General features: G+C 38.4%; 16 protein-coding genes and 2 pseudogenes. 12 read left to right on the top strand and 6 right to left on the bottom strand.

All coding sequences use genetic code 11. The annotated features are described in order from the left end of the window. Positions 1–146: 146 nt before the first annotated feature. The 6 genes from LQZ19_RS17530 (at position 147) to drmB (ending at position 11,130) form a co-directional block, all read left to right on the top strand. Complete coding sequence (locus LQZ19_RS17530) at positions 147–821, top strand: hypothetical protein (RefSeq protein WP_411048987.1); 675 nt, start codon at positions 147–149, stop codon at positions 819–821. A gap of 205 nt (positions 822–1,026) precedes the next feature. Next, entirely contained in the window at positions 1,027–2,232 is a 1,206-nt protein-coding gene (locus tag LQZ19_RS17525; RefSeq protein ID WP_411048986.1) for a hypothetical protein, read from the top strand. Further along, complete coding sequence (locus LQZ19_RS17520) at positions 2,232–3,725, top strand: Hsp70 family protein (RefSeq protein ID WP_411048985.1); 1,494 nt, start codon at positions 2,232–2,234, stop codon at positions 3,723–3,725. The genes LQZ19_RS17525 and LQZ19_RS17520 overlap by 1 nt, the downstream gene beginning before the upstream one ends. An 83-nt stretch (positions 3,726–3,808) precedes the next feature. Further along, positions 3,809–6,091, top strand: a complete 2,283-nt coding sequence (locus LQZ19_RS17515) for a UvrD-helicase domain-containing protein (RefSeq protein ID WP_411048984.1) — start codon at positions 3,809–3,811, stop codon at positions 6,089–6,091. A 1-nt stretch (position 6,092) separates the two neighbouring features. Beyond that, positions 6,093–9,311 carry a helicase-related protein gene (locus LQZ19_RS17510; protein ID WP_411048983.1) on the top strand — a complete coding sequence of 1,073 codons (3,219 nt, stop codon included), beginning with the start codon at positions 6,093–6,095 and terminating at the stop codon, positions 9,309–9,311. Positions 9,312–9,324: 13 nt separating this feature from the next. Beyond that, positions 9,325–11,130, top strand: a complete 1,806-nt coding sequence (gene drmB, locus LQZ19_RS17505) for a DrmB family protein (protein WP_411048982.1) — start codon at positions 9,325–9,327, stop codon at positions 11,128–11,130. A 211-nt stretch (positions 11,131–11,341) separates the two neighbouring features. Here drmB and LQZ19_RS17500 read toward each other — a convergent pair. Then, positions 11,342–11,741: pseudogene (locus LQZ19_RS17500) on the bottom strand (transposase); the annotation flags it as partial. 342 nt (positions 11,742–12,083) lie between these two features. On the opposite strand from LQZ19_RS17500, the gene LQZ19_RS17495 reads away from it, so the two are divergent. Next, positions 12,084–12,497: a hypothetical protein gene (locus tag LQZ19_RS17495; protein ID WP_411048981.1), complete on the top strand. Its 414-nt coding sequence runs from the start codon at positions 12,084–12,086 to the stop codon at positions 12,495–12,497. A 386-nt stretch (positions 12,498–12,883) separates the two neighbouring features. Continuing rightward, entirely contained in the window at positions 12,884–13,366 is a 483-nt protein-coding gene (locus LQZ19_RS17490; protein ID WP_411048980.1) for a hypothetical protein, read from the top strand. A 1,249-nt stretch (positions 13,367–14,615) separates the two neighbouring features. Here the strand turns inward: LQZ19_RS17490 and LQZ19_RS17485 are convergent. From LQZ19_RS17485 to LQZ19_RS17475, 3 genes are all read right to left on the bottom strand, one after another. Next, entirely contained in the window at positions 14,616–14,798 is a 183-nt protein-coding gene (locus tag LQZ19_RS17485) for a hypothetical protein (RefSeq protein WP_411048979.1), read from the bottom strand. 657 nt (positions 14,799–15,455) lie between these two features. Next, on the bottom strand, positions 15,456–15,860 hold the full coding sequence (locus LQZ19_RS17480) for a tyrosine-type recombinase/integrase (RefSeq protein WP_411048978.1): 405 nt from the start codon (positions 15,858–15,860) through the stop codon (positions 15,456–15,458). Further along, the gene (locus tag LQZ19_RS17475) at positions 15,857–16,720 is read right to left on the bottom strand and encodes a type II restriction endonuclease (protein WP_411048977.1); all 864 of its coding nucleotides are present in this window, start codon (positions 16,718–16,720) and stop codon (positions 15,857–15,859) included. The genes LQZ19_RS17480 and LQZ19_RS17475 overlap by 4 nt, the downstream gene beginning before the upstream one ends. Before the next feature lie 28 nt (positions 16,721–16,748). Between LQZ19_RS17475 and LQZ19_RS17470 the strand changes: the two genes are divergently transcribed. Together LQZ19_RS17470 and LQZ19_RS17465 are read left to right on the top strand one after the other, a co-directional pair. After that, the gene (locus LQZ19_RS17470; RefSeq protein ID WP_411048976.1) at positions 16,749–17,348 is read left to right on the top strand and encodes a master DNA invertase Mpi family serine-type recombinase; all 600 of its coding nucleotides are present in this window, start codon (positions 16,749–16,751) and stop codon (positions 17,346–17,348) included. Between the two features lie 184 nt (positions 17,349–17,532). Continuing rightward, positions 17,533–17,652: pseudogene (locus LQZ19_RS17465) on the top strand (DUF1016 N-terminal domain-containing protein); the annotation flags it as partial. 13 nt (positions 17,653–17,665) lie between these two features. On the opposite strand, the gene LQZ19_RS17460 reads toward LQZ19_RS17465, so the two are convergent. Further along, positions 17,666–19,126 (bottom strand): monomeric [FeFe] hydrogenase, encoded by a 1,461-nt coding sequence (locus LQZ19_RS17460; RefSeq protein ID WP_411048975.1) that lies wholly within the window; start codon positions 19,124–19,126, stop codon positions 17,666–17,668. A 102-nt stretch (positions 19,127–19,228) separates the two neighbouring features. On the opposite strand from LQZ19_RS17460, the gene LQZ19_RS17455 reads away from it, so the two are divergent. Continuing rightward, positions 19,229–20,419 carry an iron-containing alcohol dehydrogenase gene (locus LQZ19_RS17455; protein ID WP_411048974.1) on the top strand — a complete coding sequence of 397 codons (1,191 nt, stop codon included), beginning with the start codon at positions 19,229–19,231 and terminating at the stop codon, positions 20,417–20,419. A 209-nt stretch (positions 20,420–20,628) separates the two neighbouring features. Next, positions 20,629–23,268 carry a bifunctional acetaldehyde-CoA/alcohol dehydrogenase gene (gene adhE / locus LQZ19_RS17450; RefSeq protein WP_411048973.1) on the top strand — a complete coding sequence of 880 codons (2,640 nt, stop codon included), beginning with the start codon at positions 20,629–20,631 and terminating at the stop codon, positions 23,266–23,268. Between the two features lie 124 nt (positions 23,269–23,392). On the opposite strand, the gene LQZ19_RS17445 is transcribed toward adhE, so the two are convergent. Continuing rightward, on the bottom strand, positions 23,393–23,645 hold a 253-nt coding region (locus LQZ19_RS17445; RefSeq protein ID WP_486401710.1), incomplete at its 5' end, for a pepsin/retropepsin-like aspartic protease family protein.

Here is a 23,645-nt window from a genome sequence, read left to right as displayed (position 1 = left end):
GATGTCCAATTCGGTATTTCTGGTTGGCGTCAATAGCCCTACGGACTTCATTATTTTCTAATCAACCGCTATTTTAAAGAATAATAATAGATTTCTATATCAGAGTGACCGGATGTAGATGAATCCGGGTTAAGGAGGAGCATAAAATGAGTTCCAATAAAAAAATAACCAGCATTTTAAGTGATCTATCCAGTGTCAGGGAGAACTTATTGTCCCTTTCCGACGATATATGGCTCAACATAGCTCATAATAATACCGAGGCCATGCAGCAAGGGGTGGCTTTTAAGACTGAATATAACAAGCTGTTTTCGACCTTTGAAACCAATGCCCAATCCCTCGCTACGCTCATCCAGCAGTTTACCGGGATTGAAGATGTTGATGCCGCCCAAAAAGTAGTAAGCGCCGACTCGGAAGAAAACCGCCGTATTATAGCCGAGCTTAATAAAGAGACGCTCCATTTATTGGAAGAAAATTTTACTTACAAGCGGCCCTTTGCCTTTGTACTGAAAGGTCAAGCCTATAAGGACACCAATACCTGGAAATCAGTGTATATGCAGGTATGCGCCTGCCTTATTGCTTTAGACTCCAAGAAATTTTCCAAAACTCTGTCCAGCCCGGAATTTATTTCTTCCAGGGGAAATAAGCGATTTTCAGAAAACCCAAAGGAACTGCGGTCCCCTTACCTGATCACGGATACCATTTATGCCGAAATAAATCTGTCCGCGCAAATGATTGTTGAAAGTATTGCTGATCTATTGGATTTCTACCAGATATCCCGGGATGAAATGTCCCTTTATTTGCGGGAAGATCGGAACGCATAGGGGGAATGTGGATTTTCATTCTGATGGCTGCACATCAATTCATAGTGGCAATACCACTTTCCATTCTGATGGTCATGTAACAATCAAGTCTGGAAATAATATTTTTGACCTTTGAAATGGCAAAGAAGAAAGATTATTTGGCATACCTTGTTAGCAGAACTGGTTGAGGAATCAGTAAGATCCTCTAAGAGAAGGGAGATGGGAAATGGGAAATTATATTCCGTTTTCAGATGAAATTACCAAGAATAAAAATAAACTCAAGAAATCTCAGGAGCAAGAAGTTTCAAAAAGTCTATTTGCTTACTTAAAAAGTGATGGGGATATAAATATATTAGCAGAATATTTATATTCTTTTTCCCCTTCCATTATCAGTCTTTTTTTTGGTGATAATTATAGTAATATTTCTGAAGAAGAATTACAGAAAATTTCTGTAGCACTGATGGAACAATCAAAAAAATTGAAAGTTACAAGTGTCGCCTTCTGGTCAAGGGGTTGTAGACTTATTTCTGTTTATTTAAGACAAAAGAAATTTCCAATTTCAATTATTCCAATATTAAAAACATCACTTTCCTCAATATACAAAAATAATGGAGAATATGAAAAAAAAGAAGTTGAGGTATTTCAAAAATTTATTTGCCCTTATATTGATACATTTTTAAATTTGCTGTCTATGGATGACTGGAAAGATACAGATAAAGCACGAATTGTTAAATTGATATTTACTTGTGTTAATCTTGGTTATTTAAAAAAAGAAAAGATGGACGCTTGGTTCGAAAAATATAAATTAATAAAATATTTGCCTGCTGCCATTGAAGAAAAGTATGTTTCTAAACAAACTGCATCTTTGGCATCAAGTAATGAACATCCTTTGAATAATAATATTCTTAAAATAATTTCTGATTTGGAAATAAATGCCAAAGAACTCTTGGATAATAATACTAAGTTTTTCGGAGAGATAAGAGAATTACAGGAGCAGTTAAAGACCAAATCGCAAGAAGTAGATAAGCTAACACAACAAGGATCAATTCAGGATGAAAGGAATAAAGAACTTTCAAATAGCACTGGAAATTTATCTGCTCAAATCAGTGATTTGAGGGCAGAATTACTAAATAAGTCTAAAGAAGTCACCGAATTAAATCAAAGGATTATTGTTAGTGATGAGAAAAACAAAGAACTTAATAACAACATGAATGATGTTGCCCGAATGAATCAAACCTCAATACTTAATGAAGTTTCTACTTTAAAAAAAGATATTTCTGGGTCATTAAGAAATGACTATCTTGTATTTGAAAAATATAAAGATGCTGCTTATGATGAAAATATATTAAAAGCCTTTAGAGGTTGTTTAAGCAATGTATATAAAAAGCTGAAGTCCTTTGGAATTGATATTGAGAGAGGTGATAAACGATAATGGAATATTTCGGCATTGATTTTGGTACAACAAACACCGCTGTATATTATATTAATCAATTAGATGATGGCGAAATAATGTCATTGAAAATAGGGGAAGATGGCAATTACCCATTTTCTTCAATGATTGCAATTTCAAAAAACATTGAAGAAAGGAAACTATTAGTAGGACGAAAAGTTAAAAATGAACAATATGACTTGACAAAAGATTTTTATATATTTTCATCAATGAAATCATACCTTGGTAAAAAAGATATTATTAAGGAAAATATTAGTGTAAATCCAACATCTTTAACCAAGGATTTTCTAAAATATATTAAAAAGTATATATGCAAGAATTATTTACAGAGAGATCCTGGCAGAGAAATAATCAATGCTGTTTTTAGTTTTCCTGTTGATTTTTCAAGGGATGCAAGGAGAGAACTTAAAAAAGCTGCTGAAGGAGCAGGTTTTAAAGTTCTCTATTTTATTAATGAAGCTACTTCTGCATATATTGCCAATATGGATAAACTTTCTAATGCCTCACGCATACTAGTGATTGATTGGGGAGGGGGTACTCTTGATATTAATTTGATTGAGAGGAAAGGAAACCTTATATATGAACTTATCCCTCCAGTTAGTGAAAATATTGGTGGGGATGATATTGATAAAGAATTTGCATTACGTATGCATGCAAGATTTATGGAAGAATATAATTTAAACAAAGAATTTGATAAAATGTCACCTGGCGACAAGGATAAAATAAGGATAAGATGTGAAGAAGCAAAAATTGAATTTTCAAACCCCGATTCTGAAGAATTAGAAATAATTGTTGATGACTATGAAACAGATGGGTTAAAACAAATAACAGTAAAATATAATGAATTTTATAATATTATTAGACCTCTATTGGAAAAACGTGTTCTTCCAAAAATTTTAAATGTATTAAATACTGCCCAGATTAATCCGGAAGGAATTGATAGTGTTTTATTAATAGGAGGTAGTAGTCAAATAATTGCATTTAAGAAAATTATTGAAGAACTCTTTGATATAAGTAAAATTAAAATATCAGATGAACCTGATTTTTCTGTTGCTATAGGGGCAGCTAAGTTTAATTTGTTTGGTGGGCATTTCAAGCTGAGTGATGACCTCGGTATTCTTTTAAGTGATAATACTATATACCCTATATTCAAAAAAAATGAAGATGGAGTTGGGAGTAGTAAAGGCCCATTTTCATTTGCCTTAACTGAAGATAGCCAAAGTGCAAATTTTATATTTGCTCAATCAAATGGAATAGAAAAGAAAATTTATCCCCCTGAAATGGTTCCGGTTAAGGGGTTTTTAGATGAAAATATTATCTTAAATGCCACAATCGAAAATGACCAGATAGCTGAACTAGAAATGAAATCAAATTCAATGGCAAGTGATTATTTCCATCCAACAAATAAAAAAACAGTACATATAAAAGACTTAGCATTTTATTATGAAATAGATACCCAAATGGACGAAACATGAAGTCCAATATAACAATACGAAGTAACGTCTTCAATCGAAATCCAAATATTCATATTATAGATCATGAATATACCTCTAAAATAATGAGTATATCTGCAATTCAAATGCTTGATCAAAAAATGGGATATAATGGAATAACTTCAAGTTGGATGAGTAAGAAACAGGAAGAGGTTTATTTTTCATTTCCAAAATGTGAAAATAATGAACAAAAGTTTGGTTTTATAAAACTTGAAAATGGAGAAATAGTTGTATCCTGTCGATGTGAGGATACTACATGTCTTGAATATGAACACTGTATTTCTAAGGCTCATAGTAAAGTAATAAATAGGGTTGAGTTATCAAACCAAGATGAAACTGATGGTTACTATTTTTTGGATAAATTAGAAACCTACGAATTAGAATATTTTGGGCGGCCACAAAATATTATTTACGAACATGAAACTTCAAATGAGGAAAATGATTCTTTTGAAATAAATGATCAATTTGATTATCAGGCAACAAAATATCTTCAACTTAATACAAAAGATGATACAAGAAACGAAGTAATAAATGCTCCTTTCAATAAAAAAATATTTATAAATGCAGGCCCAGGCACTGGTAAAACTTATTCAATCATTGAGCGATTAAAATATTTAACAGACATAGAACCTGATAAAGTTGGAAGAATTCTAATTTTATCTTTTACAAATGCTGCAAAAAAGGTTATAGAGCAACGTATTGAAGATGGAATTAAGAGTGAAAAATTACCCATTGCTACAAGAAATATTATAATTAGTACATTGGATTCATTAGCGACTCATTATTTATTAACTGTAAGAACTGATATCAGACTTGATTTTAGTAAAGCTAATTATAACAATAATATTAAATTATTTAATGAAACAATTACAAATATGTCATATGTTTCTAAAAGTAAGGAATTATTTGGGAATTTCTCTTATCTCATTGTCGATGAAATACAAGATACAGTGAATGAAAGAGCAAAAATGCTTCAAAACATATTAACTATTATTAACTGCCCTTGGCTAATTGCGGGGGACAAATGCCAAGCAATTTTCGATTATGACTCAGAAAATCCTAAAGAAGGTTATAGTTCTGTTAAGCTTTATCAATGGTTAGAAAATTTTGCTAAACAAAAGGCTTATTTATATGAAATAATGGGAAATAAACGTCAATCAAAGAAATTAGACCTCTTTACTCAAATTATTAGACAGAAAATACTGAGCAAAGACATTGATGCTTTTAATTTTATTATGAATGAATTAAACAATCCAAAGTTTGAAAAGAAATCGGTTTCTTCCTTAATTATATCTTTAAGATTTATTCCAATAAAAGGAAATGAAGAAGCTATATTATGTAGAAGTAATTATGAAGTTGCAAAAATAAGTTCCATGCTGCATGATAAAAAGATAACCCATTCCGTTTTGAAAGGTTCAAATAGTGAACAATTTAAACCAATAATTTCTGAATTATTTACTTCATTTAATGAACAGATAATGACACGCGGTAAATTTAATGAAATATATAACAAAAATGTTACAGAGAAGAGTATATTAAGGGAAGAATTATATGAAATATTTATTTCTATTTCAAATAATGATTCAACTAACAGTGACTATTCTGATGATGAAATTAATATTGATAAGGTAATTAATAAACTATCTAAAAAGGCAGAAATTCCTCAAAGATTATTTATTGAGCAAAATAAGAATTTAACAGTATCAACTATTCACAAAGCCAAAGGAAGAGAATATGATAAGGTGTATATTGTTGTAAAACAAAGAAGAAAAAACTCTATACCTGACGATCCAAAAGTATGGTATGTTGCAACAACTAGACCAAAATCAGATATTTCACTAATCACAAGAAATCATGGCAATTGGTCTTCTGCAAAATTCGACAATAGATATTATGGAGTAGAAAAATCAAAAAATCGATCTGATGGAAGAATATTTAATAAAGATATTAATGATATTATTATTGGTTTGCCAGGTGATGTTGATCCATTAGGGTTCATTAGTAACCTAGAAGATAAAGAATATTATATTAAAAATCAAAACTATATTAAAAATGAAATAAAAATTGGCGACAAAATAGATATTATATTAGTCTCTGAAATATTTTATATTAGACATAAAGGAAATATTGTTGGATGTTTAAAATCGGAAATTATAACAGAGTTTAATAATTGTATATGTAGTGTGAGTTATCCTACAATTACAGAAATTACTCGTTTAAAAAATATTTATGTGAATGAAAAGATATCGATTCATTATCCTTATTTTGATGAAAAAATTCCTGAACCGTATAGAAAAACTCGAATATGGATGGGATTCGATATTTTTGGTTTAGGAGAATTTAATTAAAATGAATCAATACGATGAATATTATTCAGCCATTGACGAAATAACAAATCATCTAAAGATTGATTTAATTGGCCCTACTGATGAGAATGAAGAATTACTTGACAATCAACCTTTAAATTTTTATGTGATGGGGATATTGTGGCCAATTTCATCTCAGGCACAAAATAAAAGTATTGATATATTTAGTAACGATACTGACAATATATGTATTGAGAAAACTGACAATATATTACTCGATGAAAATGAAGAAATAGATGACGAAGAAGATAGCTTTAATGATTCCATTAAAGCAGCTAATGAATATAAGCCTTCTTCTATGGCAATTTCAGCTATGATTTCAAATGAAACAACTTCTTTAGAATTCATTTTTTCTTTTGCCAAATATATACACCGAGAAGAACAAAATGATAAAAGAAAGACGCATTATTATCTAAGAACACCCTTTTCCCTAAACTCAAAATTTAATATTCCATCAATTTGTGGTACTTTTGATTGTGAAAATAAGGAACAGCATATTCAGTTAGGAGTTGAAATAAAGCTTCATGTAAGAAAATTTATTAATGATAAAATACTAATAACTGTATCAGCATCCAATATAATGGTAACTACATCTAAAATTATAAATCAGAATGAAAGTTCATTATTTCAATGTTCTTTAAACATTAAGACTAATAATTGTTTTTTTCCTATATATGACAATATAATTTCTAGTAATGAGCATAATGAAGAAAATCTTAATGCTTTTTTATATCGAGATATAGTAAATTATGCCTATGGCCATGGTTGTTCTGTTAATTTCAATAATAAGCAAGCCATTGTAAAAGAAATTACTAGTACTTTTATGCCTATTGAAGAATTGTTTCAAATGACATCCCGACAAATTATTAACCATCCTATTTTGAAAAATAACTATTGGCTTAACATAGATAAAAAAACGGGATGTTTATCTTTACTTGAATTTATTAAAGAATATGAGCTTTGGTTAAATGAGCAAAAAGATAAGGTAAAATATATAGACGATAGGAATAAAATTTCAAATTTAATATTTAATAATATTAAAATTTGTATTGAGCGATTAAAAAATGGTGTTTCAATATTAAAAAATAATGATTATGCTTGGAAAAGCTTTATTTTGATGAATGAAGCAATGATGCTGCAAAGAATTAGTCCTAATTTGATCGACGAAAATGATTCAGTTGCATGGTATCCATTTCAATTAGCTTATATTATTCAAATAATTCCAGATATAGTAAATAAAAATAATAAATACCATGAAACCGTAGACTTACTATGGTTTCCTACTGGTGGTGGTAAGACCGAGGCTTACTTAGGAGTTTCAGCTTTTACTATATTTTTTAGAAGATATGAAAATCCTCAAAATTGTAGTGGTGTTACAATTATAATGAGATATACATTGAGGCTTTTAACAATACAGCAATTTGAAAGGGCAATGTCATTAATTTGTGCCTGTGAATATCTTCGTAAAACGAAAAAAGATATTCCAGGTAAAGATGAGATTAGTATTGGGATGTGGATTGGAAGTGGTATGACACCCAATAAATTAATAGGACCAGAGAGTGCTATGGAGAAAATCCAGAAATTACATGACAATCCTAACAGAGGAATATTAAAAGGAAATCCAATACAAGTTACTATTTGTCCTTGGTGTGGTAAAGAAATTGGATTAGATGGTTATCCATCACCTGAATATATAAAAGAAAAACAAGAAATGCCCATTCATTGTACAAGTCAAAAGTGTTTTTTTAACAACAAATTACCAGTATATGTTATAGATGATGAAATTTATGAAAAAAAACCAACTCTAATAATAAGTACAATAGATAAATTTGCTAGAATAACATGGGAAGAAAGAGCAAAAAACTTATTTGGTAATAATAATCTTCCACCGGAATTAATAATTCAAGATGAGTTACATTTAATTTCAGGTCCTTTAGGATCTCTATCTGGCTTATATGAAATTGCAATTGATGAATTATCTAAGAATAAAACAACAAATCTTGGACCTAAATATATTGCTTCAACAGCAACTGCAAGAAATGCAGTTTACCAAGCTAAAAATCTCTATAACAGAGAAATATTTCAATTTCCACCAAATGGCTTGTCTTTAGAGGATTCATTTTTTTCAGTTATTGCTGATAAAAACATAAAACCAAAACGCACTTATTTAGGTCTTTGCGAAAATGGAGGAACTATTTCAGATTTGCTTCTTAGAGTTTATGCAAACTTAATGTTTATGAAAGAACTTTTTAGAAGTCAAGGCAGAAATGAAGAAATAATAGATCAATATTATTCTATAATAAGTTATTTCAATGCAATTAAAGACCTCGGTTCTGCTTCTACGATTATAACTGATCGTGTTAAAACTTATATTAATACTTTATTTTCATATAAATTCAAAAGAGAATCTGAGGAATTTAAATTGGATAAATTTGAAATAAACCTAAGTCATAATGAATTAACAAGTCGTAAAACATCTAAAGAAATTAAAGATGTTCTTGAACGACTTGACCATAAATATACTCATCAAAATAAGGATTGTTTTGATTATGTTTTAGCTTCAAATATGCTTTCAGTTGGTATTGACATTAATCGCTTAGGTTTAATGACAATGTATAATCAACCAAAAACAAATTCAGAATATATTCAAGCAACAAGCCGTGTAGGAAGAAAAAATCCAGGATTAATTATCGTCCTTTTTAATAGTATGAGGACAAGAGATAAATCTCATTATGAACAATTTAGATATTATCATAGAGCATTCTATAAATATGTGGAACCAGTAAGTGTAACACCTTTCTCGTCAAGAGCAATAGAAAAGGCATTACATTGTGTATTTATTGCTATAGTTCGCCATAAGATTAATGAATTATCATCTAATGATTCAGCTGCTTATTTTTATAAGATTATGGATTCCAATCCTGAACGAGTGATTAGTATTAAAGGTAAAATACTAAAACGTATACTTGAAATTAATTCTTTATCAAAAGTAATAGCAGAGCAATGGCTTGATAATATCATTGAAGCTTGGGATGACTTATCACGTACTTATCCAGATACATTGATTTATTATCAGTATAATTCAGAAAAACCTTGTTTATTGAGACCAGATGAAATAAAAGATAATGTTCCTTTTCCATTAATATTAAATTCTGTTAGAAATGTAGAAAAAGCATCAAATATCTTCATCAAAAATCGTTAGGGGATAATGATATATGGCTAACCCATTTGCAAAAGCTGCAAACATAACTAATAAAATTAATTCCGATCCAATTATCGTTGGACAAATCAGACAAACTCAAATGATTTCTACTTTTGGAATAGGATCAATTGTCGATTTCATAGATAAAACTGTTATCATAGCTGGAGCTGATGATTGGGAAGATAGAGAAGATTTACGTATTTATAATGAAAACTTAAAGATTTTAACTGGGGCTGAGTATTTTGTTAGCCCTAAGACTGAAACTGGAGAAGTGTTTTGGAAACAAAGCCCTGATATTCCTGCATTCTTTTTTCCAGAGAAAATATTTTGTCCCGATTGTGGTAATATATTTGATTATAAAGAAATTAGTTGGCATAAACCAAAATGCCCTAAATGCTTTAAAGGAAGAATCGTTGCTTCACGTTTTATTGTAGTCTGTAATAATGGACACATGGAGGACTTTCCTTATAGCTGGTGGGTTCACAGTGGTAAAAACTGTTCAAATAGTACAAACCCACGAATTAAAATGTATAATGTTGCAAATAGAAGTGATATAGATAGCTTATTTCTTGAGTGTTCAGAATGTGGAGCAAAACGTTCTATGATTACTGCATTCAGTGAGAATGCTTTAAGCGGAGTAAACGGTTATAAATGTAATGGGATACATCCCCATCTTCAAACTAAAAGACTGGAAGATTTTGTTGAATGTACTGAAGTACTTAAGACGAGACTACGTTCATCATCAAGTGTTTATTTTCCTGCTATTCAAACTGCTTTATCAATACCACCCTGGAGTCAAATAGCAGTTCAAATGATTTTAAGTGATTATAACAAAATACAATTTGCAAATGATATTTCAGAATATATTAAAGTTAATTTGCTGCCAAAAGCACAAAAACCTATTAAGCTTGATGATTTAATAAAAGCATACCATATTGTTATAAATAATAAATCAACTGGAAAAATACAAAATGAATCTGATGTATGCTTAGAAGAATATAAAGCTCTAAATAAAGATAAAGTAGAAGGAGATACTGAATTTTCTTCATTTAAAACTGAACTACCGATTAGTTTTGAAAAATTATTTGAAAAAATGATTATAGTTGATAAATTGACTGTCATTCAATCTTTAATCGGATTTACTAGAATAAAACCCTGGGACGGTTCTAAAACAAAAAGTAATTTAGTTAGTCTATTTAGTGACAAAAAGAAAAAATGGCTTCCTGCTATAAAATTATATGGAGAAGGAATATTTATTAAGTTCAATGAAAATGCTTTAACAACATGGAAACAGAAAATTGGAAGGAAATATTACCAAATGGAAAAAGCATTGAACGAATCCTTCTTTTCTAATGATCGTTTTTCACCAGAATATGTTTTATTACATACTTTTTCTCATTTGTTTATTAGACAATTATCAACAGAATGTGGTTATAGTACTGCTTCTTTAAAAGAAAAAATTTATTCTACTTATAATGGTAATGATAATAGTGATAACAAAATGTCTGGAGTACTTATATATTTAGCTTCATCAGACAGTGATGGAAGTCTTGGTGGTTTAATAAGCATTGCACAGAATAAAGAATTATTTAAAAATATTATTGTTAAAATGGTACAAAAAGCATCATGGTGTAGTGCTGATCCTTTTTGTATAAATTCGACACAACAAGGATTTGCGTCATTAAATTATGCTGCTTGCCATGACTGTTGTTTATTGCCCGAAACATCTTGTGAATTCAGAAATGCCTTACTTGATCGTGTATCAATTACTGGTTTACCTGAGAATAGATCTTTGGGATATTTTCATGGCTTATTATAAACTATTATTACAATTTATACTTAATTGAAAACTGTTCGAGCAATTCTACAAAATTAGGTGGTAACAGAACCGACACCCTTTACAATGTGATCTGGCACATTCTTTATAGGAAGCCTGGGCATGTCAGAAATTCTGTGTAAATGGCAAGTCTTTATTTGAACGGAACCCGTTTATTGCCAAATTCTATGACGAATTGGTTTAGCGCCGGACCTCAGTTGTAAATTGGCATGGTCCATTTTTCTGACGCATTCCGAATACAATATCTTGAGTATAGCATCATCATTGGGAAATGTCGAGCGGTTTTTTGTAACTTTTCGAAGTTGGTAATTTAGGGACTCAATAGCATTCGTGGTGTAAATAACCCGGCGGATTTCCGGTGGGTACTTAAAGTATTCGCTCAGGTCGTCCTACTGGCTGGACCAGGATTTATGAATCACCGGATATTTGTCATTCCAGATTTTACCGAATTCTTCCAGGTTTTTCTGGGCCGCCTTTTCGGTGGGAGCCGTGTAAACCGTCTTTAAGTCAGCACACACTTTTTTTGGATCTTTGTACGAAACAAACTTAGTAGGATTGCAGATCATGTGGACGATACAGAGCTGGACACGGGTTGCATATTTAGGTCATATCTGAACAGTGAATACGGAACATTTGAACACCGATTACGGAGTATTTGAACAGCAAAACGGAAACATTTGAGCACTAAAACGGGAATACTTGAACACCGATTACGGAGTATTTGAACAGCAAAACGGAAACATTTGAACACTGATTACGAAAACACTTGAACACCATAACGGCAGTATTTGAACAGCAATTACGGACCATTTGAGCACTAAAACGGGAATACTTGAACACCGATTACGGGGCATCTGAACATAAGCTCCTCCGCATTTTATGCTTTTCCTGGGTGCGTTGCATCCAGAGGAGCAAAACGAATGAGGAGAATCGACATGGAAAAAGCAAGAGAGATCCTGCGGCTGTACTACGAAATGGGGCTGAGCCAGCGGGATGTGGCACGGGGAACCGGGTGTTCCCTCGGGGTAGTCCATACGATCCTCTCCCGGGTGAAGGAGTCGGGGGTAAGCGACCCCCTTTCCCTCAGTGGGAAAGAATTGGGGTCAATTATCTATCCTCCCGGCAAAAGAGCGGCGGGAGCAGAGCATGAACCGGACCTTGCTGCGGTTGACCGGGAGATGAAAAAGAAAGGGGTAACCCTTTTGCTCCTGTGGGAGGAGTACAAAGAAGCCCATCCAGAAGGACTCATGTATACCCAATTTTGTACCCGGTACCGGGAGTACCGGGGTACCCCGCCTGCTTATCCCGGACAACACCAAAACTGCGGTTACCAAGGCCCGGTACTATGATCCTGAGTTAAACAAGACTTATCGGGAAATGGCAGAGCATTACGGAACGGTTATTGTACCGGCCCGCGCTTCCAGGCCGACTGATTATCCCGAAGATTTTATTATCCCGAGGAATTGAGTTAATTCCTTATTATTCGGCCCCTTATATCTACCGTAAAGGAGCTTTTTATGAAAAGTATTACTAATGGCTTAATCCCCCACCGAAACACTTGAAGGATTATTCAGAAAAGGATAGAGAGATAGGCAAGTTTTTCTATACTGGAAACCAATATTCTAAAGGTTATAGCTTATTCACTATCAATATTGATGATATGTATTCAAGGTTTCTCTCTACTCTCTCCTCTCCCTTCACGAAAACTAGTTATTCTGTTGGGATTAATAAGTATATGAGTTTTTGTAATACTAAAGGTATTGATTATATTTCATCTACTAAGGAAAATGTTTTAGCTTTTTATGAACATTTAAAAAATCGTGGGAAAAATGGCAAACCTCTATCCCCCAAAAGTATAGGTTTATATCTAAAAGGTAACAAGTTGTTTTTCTATTTTATGAATGAACTAAACACTAATCTTGAAAATCATTTTGAGATTAAAAGAATATACAGAAACACTAATACAACTATAAAACCAAAAGAACTACCAACTATGAATGAATTGAAAAATATTCTCTCCTGGATTAAAAATAGTATTCCTGAAAAAAATAAAATGTTTTTGTATATAACCTTCAAGTATCAATTCAAGTATGGGGTCAGAATAGGTAGTTTTTGTAATATGATATTAAAAGGTAATATGGCCTTTTTTATTAGTAAAGGTAAGGAATGTGAAACACCCTTCATAATAGAGAAACAAGATATTGGAGCTTTTAAATAGTGTTTATTAAAATGGCAAGCTATGAAACAAAAACAATTCAATGTATTCATAAATAGGTATTTAAAAAAAGCTTTTATGTTAGGTATAATCTCCAAAAAATATACCTCTCATAGGTTTAGAGCCCTATTCTGTAATAATCAAATTGATATTGGGGAACCAATAACAGAGGTTAGTAGAAGGGTGAACCACCACTCTTTAAGTAGTATTACTCCTTATATTCAAGTGAATAACAGAATATCTAAACAATTTAAAGGTATGAATATTGAATAGGTATATTCCCCCAAAATATCCGGTTGGTTATACTTCCCCCGCAGGCGGGGGAGTATCTTGTTGCGTATCCAAGGGGGAAAATAGGCCCCCCACGGCGTATTCACGGGGGAAAAATCGTATACTCTAAAAAATAATCGTAAGTTGGGAGGAGTTTCCCTACTCATTTTTCACTATCACTAACCTTTATTCTACTAACTATCACTATCTCTACTCCCCCTATACTCTACCTTGTAACTCTCCCCCCCATAAAGGGGGAAAATATAAACAATAGGAGTGGAAGGGAGTATCCCCCTAACTTCCCTAGGCCCCCTTCCCCCCATAGTGTGACAGTAGGGAACATTACTTTAGATAAGGTGTTGAAAAGGGGGTTTTCTGGTATCCTTCCCCCTTTTTGATATTCGTATTGATTCTAGGTAGCTTCTCATTCAACTAGAGAGGTTTTAGAATAACTCTCTATTCTGTTATTCTATATTGATATTACCCTTGATATCCTCTTGAATATTCTCTACTCTCTATCCCCTAATAGGTTTCAGTTATTCAATTCATCCCCCCAAAATATCTTGTTGGTAATTATTCCCCCCCGCAGGCGGGGGAGGTATGAAGGGGAATTGTTGGGGGGAACAATGAAGGGAAGTATAGGGGGGAGGGAATAGGCCCCCACGGCGTAGGGAATAATCGTACGATTCAAGGGAGGGGAGTATAAAAAAGCCCCTAGAGTTTATTCCAGGAGCTTCTTATGAAAGTAATATCTATGTTTCTGTTGGTTCTATCTTTTCGAATTCAGTAGGTTTTGTTTTTTCTTGAATATCATAAGCAAATTCCAAACATTCATTCATCTTAGAACAATTCAAACACTCTACATTTTCTAATACTGGTATCATATAGCTATACCTCCCCCGAATTTTCCGGTTTTTAATAATTCATAATTACTAACTTTTAATTTAAAAACATTATTGAATATATAATCTAACCTACTCTTTCACCACCTTTTCATTTTATCAATTCCTATATCTGTTAGATATTGTTCAATAGCCTTACAACTTCCGTATACATTTTTAGTTGTTCCTATAAAAAGTTTGTTTAATTCAGTATAATCACTGAGAGAACCGGAAACTAGTTTTGTAGTTTCATCATAAGTAATAGTATTATGTATTTTTTTCATAACCTATACCTCCACTCTATACCAACTCTATTTTCCAATACCTAGAAAAATATTAGTTTTGTAGAGAACTAACAAACTGGTTTTGGTATTGGTATAGTGTTAGTTTTGTAGAGAACTAACAAACTGATATTTAATTAGTAGGTTTTCTTTTTTTCTACTCTCTCTATATTAACATTTTTAAAATCCCCCAACAAATAATCGTATACTCTAAAAAATAATCGTAAACTCTCCCCCCCGGTAACTCTCTCTATTCATCCCCCCAAAATATCTTGTTGGTTATACTCCCTCCTGCCGCGCAGGAGGGGGGAACAATGAAGGGGAATTGTTGGGGGGGAGATATTTTCAACCGATGAAATAAAGGGGAATCGTGGGGAGGGGGAATAATCGTACGATTCAAGGGGGGAGTATCGGGGGGAGTTTTTTTTGGTGGCATACACCGGAAAGAACTAGTGAGAGTGAAATACAAGAACTTAGTGTTTAAAATGAGTGGGAATAGGGGTATAAAGTTATTCAACAATAGTTTTAGTAATAATAATCTAGAGTATAGGTTTCTGTATTGGGGGCTAGCTTAAGATATTCCTTCGGCGTTATGAAGGTATAGGCGGAATAACTCTTTATAGAATCTATAATTTAGAAGAATTCCTCGGGATAATATTATCACTTAATGCCGCATAATTTAAGGATCATATTTTCATCTCCTTTCCAAACAGGGGCAACAGAATTTTTAGTATTTTCCACTTTTTCCAGGGCATCCCGAATCATTTGAGTATCGGCGGAAGCATAAATACTGGTTGTAGTAACGCTTACATGCCCAAGGAAATCCTTGATATACGACAAGGGAATACCCGACTGGTATAGATGCATAGCCCTGCTATGCCGAAACATATGCGCATGGATATTTTCAGGAATATCCGGGCATTCTGGTTTAGCCATTTTCGTATATTTTTTTAGAAACAATGCTACGGTATCAGGTGATATTTGTCCTTGTTTCCCCTTAATGATAGTATAAAAGAGATTAGCATCATTTGGAGCAGTTTCAATGGACGGATAAAATGTTTTCATATAGTCCGAAAAAGTGAAATTAGTTTTTTATTATCATCAAGAGATAGTTTTGGAACAAGTAGATTATTTAGATATTCTTTCTTATATCTAAAGCCAGTAGCATTAAATTGTGGACCGGAATAATATTTGGAAAATATATAGAAACCTATATCTGAAATAAGAAACATAAATATGGATTCTAAATTTTCTCCTGTTAGAAGAAAATTTGTTGCCTCAACATAATATCCTTGTCTATCAAAATAGAAATACGGATAAGCATTTATTATATCTTTATTTCTTGGCAGACGCATGATATCAGGATAAATAATTTTCTGTTTAGAAAAATCCTCCCAATAACCTATCGCATCTTGCGTTTCAAACCATTTATTATTTGTCTTCTTCCTTGCCCCTGGTTTGCCGGACTGTTCAAGTTTATTTTTACCATATTTAAGCAGGTATTCTTTAATAGCGGGATAATCGTTAATATCATATTTCTTACTTGGAAATGTTGCGATTACATATTGTTCAGCAAAATCATACCCATATCTCTTTATATCCCTGCCGCGAAGAATAGGGCGTATAACCTCAGCACTATTTGGAGATTTTTTTATAAGCTCATCCCGTTTGTTCTTGTCAATAATAAAAGCTTCATTGCAACCTGTTAATATACCTCGGTAAATATTAATATCCCAATCTTTCAGAGGGATACCGACTTTTTCAATTTTATCTTTAATCCGCTGTTCAATGCCAGAAAGAATCACCCAGCTTCGGCCGTCGCCGGGGAATGAAATCTGAGTACTAGTCCGCTCAATATAATCGGTCAAATGAAGATCACCGGGAAAGCATAACTTTTTTCTGCAAATTGTGATTAAAATATTCATCTATTATTTTAATCACTCGGAGGCAAAAATGGTTTATGGTTACATCAGGGTCAGTACAGACAAACAAACCGTTGAAAATCAACGATTTGAAATTGGACAGTTCTGTATCAAGCACGGATTAAAAATCGAACAATGGATCGAAGAAACAATCAGTGGCACAAAATTACCGGAAAAACGTCTTTTGGGGTCACTTTTGGCAATGGCTCAAAAGGATGACCTTATCATCTGTTCGGAATTATCGCGGTTGGGACGCAGCTTATTTATGATCATGTCCATCCTCAACCACCTTATGACCAACGGTGTACGGGTATGGACAATCAAGGATAATTATCGCCTCGGTGATAATATTCAATCAAAGGTTCTGGCTTTTGCCTTTGCCCTATCCGCCGAAATAGAACGGGATTTGATTTCCCAACGGACTAAGGAGGCGCTTGCCCGGAGACGGGCAGAAGGAGTTATTCTTGGCCGGCCCATGGGGAGCAAATCCCGTATGGTCAAACTGTCAGGTCATGAAAAAGAGATTGAAGATCTTTTGAAAAAACAGATATCAAAAAGCGCTATTGGACGTATACTTGGCGTTCACCGTATGACAGTAGATGCATTCCTCAAAGAACGAATGATGGGATAACGATAATATGGCGAATTATTTTTTGATTAAAGACAATTCGCCTATTTGCGATAATGGCGTGAAAATGTTCTGCGATTTTGCAACAGGGTGTTGCAAAAATTCTCTACACACTGCGTAGAGAATTTGATATGGCTGGAGTGAGTAGTTTGTTTTAAAAATGAAATAAAGGCTCGAATTCCCAAACGCAAAAGGGTCTTCTGTACGGAATCTAAAATATATGGCAAAATTTGCACGGACTTATCCTGATATCAAATTTGTGCAGACACTGTCTGCACAATTATCGTGGTCGCATAACATAGTGTGACTTTGCAAGCCCCTTACCCCGCGCTCTCCTCGGCAATCTTCTTCAGCTGGTTTGTCGCTATTTTTGGGTTGGCGATCACCATGGGCCCCGCCGCACATCCCCCGGGGCAGGCCATGACCTCCAGGATATTACCGGTGTTGCGGCCTTCGGACCAGGCCTTCATCATGGCAAGCCCCTCCTTGTTGAGACCGTTGACACATTCGGGGTGAAAGTTGGAGTCGTCCTTTAGGTTACGGCGTACCGCTTCCGCCACACCGCCGGACCAGGGGAAGCTCCGTCCGCCGGCTTTGGCGGGGTTCGGGATGGCCGCCTCTTCGGCCTGGGTTACATCTATGCCCAGAGCAAGGAAGAGGGCGCCGATTTCTTCGGCGGTGAGGACGTAATCCACCAGGGGATCGTCCAGCCCTTCCTTCCGTTTCGCCAGGCAGGGGCCGATAAAAACCCGGAGCTGATCCGGGTGTTCCCGGGCGGCGATCTCCGCGGTGTAGTGCATGGGGGTCCGGGTTTCGGAGACCCGCTTTTTCAGATCCGGAATGTGCTTACGCACCGTCTCAATATAGGCGGGGCAGCAGGAGGTGGTCATGAAGGGTTCCCCCTTTTCCATGCGTTCGGTAAATTCCGCGGCTTCGTTTTTAGCGGTAATGTCCGCCCCCAGGGCTACTTCGTAGACATCGTCAAAGCCCGCCTGTTTCAGGGCGCCGATAAGTTTTCCGATGGACCCCCGGAACTGTCCGGCCACTGCCGGGGCAAAGAGGGCGGAGATTTTCTTTCCCCGCTTTTTCGCCATGAGTACGTCCAGGATCTGGGACTTATCCATCATTGCGCCAAAAGGACATTCCCGCATACAGTTGCCGCAAAAGATACACTTATTGTAATCGATCCGTTCCTTGCCGGCTTCGTTTTTGGCGATGGCCCCCACGGGACAGGCTTCTTCGCAGGGGACGGGTATTCTGATAATTGCATGGTAGGGACAGGCCTGCAGACAAATGCCGCAGTTGATACACTTTGTCTTATCGATACCCGCATGGCCGCCGTTCATGGAGACCGCTTTTTTGGGGCAGTTGAGGAGGCAGGGCCGGGCCAGGCATCCCTGGCAGGCGTTGGTGATCAGGTACTGTGTTTTGATACAGGCGTTACAGGCTTCGTCCAGAACCGTAAGAACCGGCCCGGAAATGGCGGTCCGTTCCCGGGCTTCCTTTGCGTGAAAGGCCAGGGGCGCGCCGTCATCCGCATAATCTTCCACGGAGAAACCCAGCCGGGCCAGGATACGGATTTTGAGGATCACCCGGTCATGGTGTACGCAGCAACGTATGGGCTCGTAATTGGGACCCGATGTCATCTCGTAGGGGATACGATCGATGCCCTCTTCCAGTTTATCGTCCAGAAAAAGCTTAATCAGGGATACCAACAGGTCACGTTTTATCAGTAAAGCATTGTTATTATAATGCACCTTTTCTCCTCCGGACCGAATCATTACGGCCCCCCAACTTTTTAATCATAAGTGAGAAAGAAACTATTGACAAGTTCATTTTTTATCGATATATTTATATCGATATACCATTCTGAGGAGGATTTTATGTCAAGATTTACCTTACCCCGGGACCTGTACCATGGAAAGGGAGCCCTGGAAGCCTTGAAAACCCTTAAAGGGAAAAAGGCGATTGTAGTAACCGGCGGCGGAAGCATGAAGAAATTCGGCTTTCTGGATAAAACAGTGGCTTACCTTAAGGAAGCGGGGATGGAGGTGAGTCTCTATGAGGGGGTAGAGCCGGATCCCTCGGTGGAAACGGTGATGAAGGGCGCCGAGGCCATGCGGAAGTTTAACCCCGACTGGATCGTTGCTATCGGCGGGGGTTCCCCTATTGATGCGGCCAAGGCGATGTGGACTTTCTACGAATATCCCGAAACCACCTTTGAGACCCTGACTATTCCCTTCAACTTTCCCAGCCTGCGTACCAAGGCGAAATTCTGCGCGATTCCCTCTACTTCCGGAACCGCCACGGAGGTTACCGCTTTTTCAGTTATCACCGATTATCAGACGGGGATAAAATATCCCCTGGCGGACTTCAATATCACCCCCGATGTGGCTATTGTGGACCCCGCACTGGCGGAAACTATGCCGCCCAAGCTTACCGCCCATACCGGGATGGATGCTATTACCCATGCCATTGAAGCCTATGTTTCAACCCTCCACTGCGACTATACGGATGCCCTGGCCCTCCACGCTATCAAGATGGTAAGCCAGTACCTGATAGAATCCTATAAGGGCGATAAGGAAGCCCGGGCCCGGATGCACAACGCCCAGTGTCTGGCGGGCATGGCCTTTTCCAATGCCCTGCTGGGTATTGTCCACTCCATGGCCCATAAAACCGGGGCCGCCTATACCGGCGGGCACATTGTGCACGGCTGCGCCAACGCCATGTACCTTCCCAAGGTTATTCAGTACAACGCCAAGGAAAAGGCCGCGGCTGAACGGTACACCGAGATTGCCCGGTTCCTGGGACTGCCCGCCGGGACCGTCGACGAAGGGGTCGCCTCCCTGATTGCCCATATCCAGGGGCTGAATAAGGCCCTTAATATCCCCCGGGGCATTAAGGAATACGAGGGCGGGATTATCAATGAAAAGGAATTCCTGGACAAACTCCCCAGAATCGCCGAACTGGCGGTGGGAGACGCCTGTACGGGCTCCAATCCCCGAAGCGTCACCCCGGCGCAGATGGAAAAGCTCCTGCACGCCTGTTTCTACGATACTGAAGTAGATTTCTAAGCGGAAAACCCACCCCGATTAAAGTAGTATGGGGTGGGGTTTTCGGCTCTTGGCTTGTAAGGGCAAATAGCGTGACAGGCGCCGTTTTTTATAGATATATTAGTATCGAAAGCAAGAAAAAGTTTCGAATGAAAAAATACGCTTTTTTTTCGTTCCATCTTGAACTATAATCCTTGTTATAAGGAATTAACTAAATTAAGGAAGGTACCATGGCAACAGCAAAACCGGAAGTGAAAAAACCCGACGAAAACGCACTGGATGCAGCGGGGCTGGAAAAGAAACTGGAACGGCTGCGGAAAGCCCAAAAGGCTTATTCGACCTTTACCCAGGAACAGGTGGACAAGATTTTCTTTGCCGCCGCCCGGGCAGCCGATAAGGCGCGGATCCCCCTTGCCAAGCAGGCGGTGGAAGAGACCGGTATGGGTATAGTGGAGGATAAGGTTATAAAGAACCACTATGCCGCCGAATACATATACAATGCCTATAAGAACGTAAAAACCTGCGGTGTATTGGAGGATGATCCCGCCTATGGGTACAAGCGGATAGCCGAGCCTGTGGGGATTATCGCTGCGGTCATTCCCACCACTAATCCTACTTCAACGGCCATATTCAAGACCCTCATCTGCCTCAAGACCCGGAACGGGATCATCATAAGCCCCCACCCGCGGGCCAAACAGAGTACCTGCGCGGCGGCTAAGATCGTGCTGGATGCGGCGGTTGCCGCCGGCGCCCCCGAAGGGATCATTGATTGGATTGATGAGCCCAGCATCGAGCTTTCCAACCAGGTGATGAAGGCGGCGGATCTGATCCTCGCCACCGGCGGACCCGGGATGGTTAAGGCGGCCTATTCTTCGGGCAAGCCCGCGGTCGGGGTCGGTTCGGGGAATACCCCGGCGATTATCGACGACAGCGCGGACATACTCCTGGCGGTAAGTTCCATCATCCATTCCAAGACCTTTGATAACGGGATGATCTGCGCCTCCGAACAGTCCACCATTGTTCTGGACAAGGTCTACGACAAGGTGAAGGCGGAATTCGCCGCCCGGGGTTGTTATTTCCTCAATCCTGCGGAAACCGAAAAGGTTCGGAAGACCATTATCGTCAACGGCGCCCTGAACGCGAAAATTGTGGGGCAGAAAGCGGTGACGATTGCCGAAATGGCGGGAGTGAAGGTTCCGGAGGCTGCGAAGATCCTCATCGGGGAAGTGAGCAGTGTGGAGCTGTCCGAAGAATTTGCCCACGAAAAACTTTCACCCGTATTGGCCATGTACCGGGCAAAGGACTTTACCGACGCGCTGAACAAGGCTGAACAGCTGATCCGCGACGGCGGTTACGGCCATACTTCCTCTCTATATATAAACACCGTAACGGGTCAGGAAAAACTCAAGGAATACGAACTCCGGATGAAGACCGGCCGTATCCTGGTGAATACCCCCTCGTCCCATGGCGGTATCGGGGACCTCTACAACTTCAAGCTTACACCGTCCCTTACCTTAGGATGCGGAACCTGGGGCGGAAACTCGGTTTCCGAAAACGTCGGGGTTAAGCATCTTATCAACATTAAAACTGTGGCCGAGAGGAGGCATAACATGCTCTGGTTCAGGGCTCCTGATAAAGTATACTTGAAGAAGGGCTGCATCGGTGTTGCCCTGTCTGAATTGAAAGATGTGCTGGGCAAGAAGCGGGCCTTTATCGTAACCGATCAGTTCCTCTATGCCAACGGCTATACCAAACCGGTAACGGACAAGCTGGACGAAATGGGTATAGCCCACGAGACCTTCTTCGATGTGGCGCCGGACCCGACCCTGAGCTGCGCTAAAATAGGGGCTGCCCAATTGAGCGCCTTCAAGCCCGATGTGATCATCGCTGTGGGCGGCGGTTCCGCCATGGACGCCGGAAAGATCATGTGGGTACTCTACGAACATCCCGAGGTAGACTTCCAGGATCTGGCCATGCGCTTTGTGGATATCCGGAAGCGGGTCTATACCTTCCCCAAGATGGGAGAGAAGGCCTACTTTATCGCGGTGCCCACCTCGGCGGGAACCGGTTCGGAAGTAACCCCCTTCGCGGTCATCACCGACGATACGGTTGGCATGAAGTATCCCCTGGCGGATTACGAGCTTATGCCGGATATGGCCATTGTTGATGCGGACTTCCAGATGGACGCCCCCAAAGGGCTTACCAGCGCCTCCGGTATAGACGCCGTGACCCATGCCCTGGAAGCCTACGCTTCCGTGATGGCTACGGACTTTACCGACGGTCTTGCCCTCCAAGCCCTGAAGGTGATCTTCGAATACCTTCCCCGGGCTTACAATGAGGGCGCCAAGGATCCTGTGGCCCGGGAGAAGATGGCCTTTGCTGCCACCATGGCCGGTATGGCCTTTGCCAACGCCTTCCTCGGGGTCTGTCACTCCATGGCCCACAAGCTCGGCGCCTTCCATCATCTGCCCCACGGTGTCGCCAACGCCCTGATGATCAACCACGTACTCCGGTATAACTCGGCGGAAGTGCCCCCCAAAATGGGAACCTTCCCCCAGTACGATCACCCCAAAACCCTGGCCCGGTACGCCGAAGTGGCCACCGCCCTGGGCCTTAAGGGAAAGACCGATGAGGAAAAACTGGAAGCCCTTATTGCGGCTATCGCGAAGCTCAAAGTAGATGTGGGTATTAAGAATACTATCAAGGATTACAACATTGATGAAAAGGTCTTCCTTGAAAAACTGGACGCCATGAGCGAACAGGCCTTCGACGACCAGTGCACCGGCGCCAATCCCCGGTATCCCCTGATTGCCGAAATCAAGCAGATGTACCTCAACGCCTACTACGGTAACGAGGGCAAAGACCTGTAGAAAAAAGCATTCGTTAACAGCGGCCGCAGGGTGTATGCTCTGCGGCCATTTTATAAAATAACGACATGAGGTATTGGTGTTATCGTAATAGGTAACACCAATAAACGGGGCAAGCCCTCTGGGTTTATAAGAGCATCCCCAGTTCTTTGTCGCCGTGGGCGCCGACTAACCGCAGGTTTTTCGGGTCTACCATGAGGTCCATATCTTCCAGGGGGATTGCCCCGAGGAGAATTAAGTCCGCGCCGGGGACTACCCAGGGCTGGCAGGTCATGGAACGATTTTTCCAGCACACCTCTACCGTTTCGGCAACCTTGCAGATAAGCTTTTCGCCATTCGCCAAGCGGGACTCTTTCAGACGATCAATCCGCAGCCCCAAT

Source organism: Treponema primitia, from assembly GCF_046533075.1.
In the GTDB taxonomy this organism is placed as follows: Bacteria; Spirochaetota; Spirochaetia; order Treponematales; family Breznakiellaceae; genus Termitinema; species Termitinema primitia_B.
Note: the sequence above shows the minus strand (reverse complement) of the source record. Positions and strands in the feature narration are given on the sequence as shown.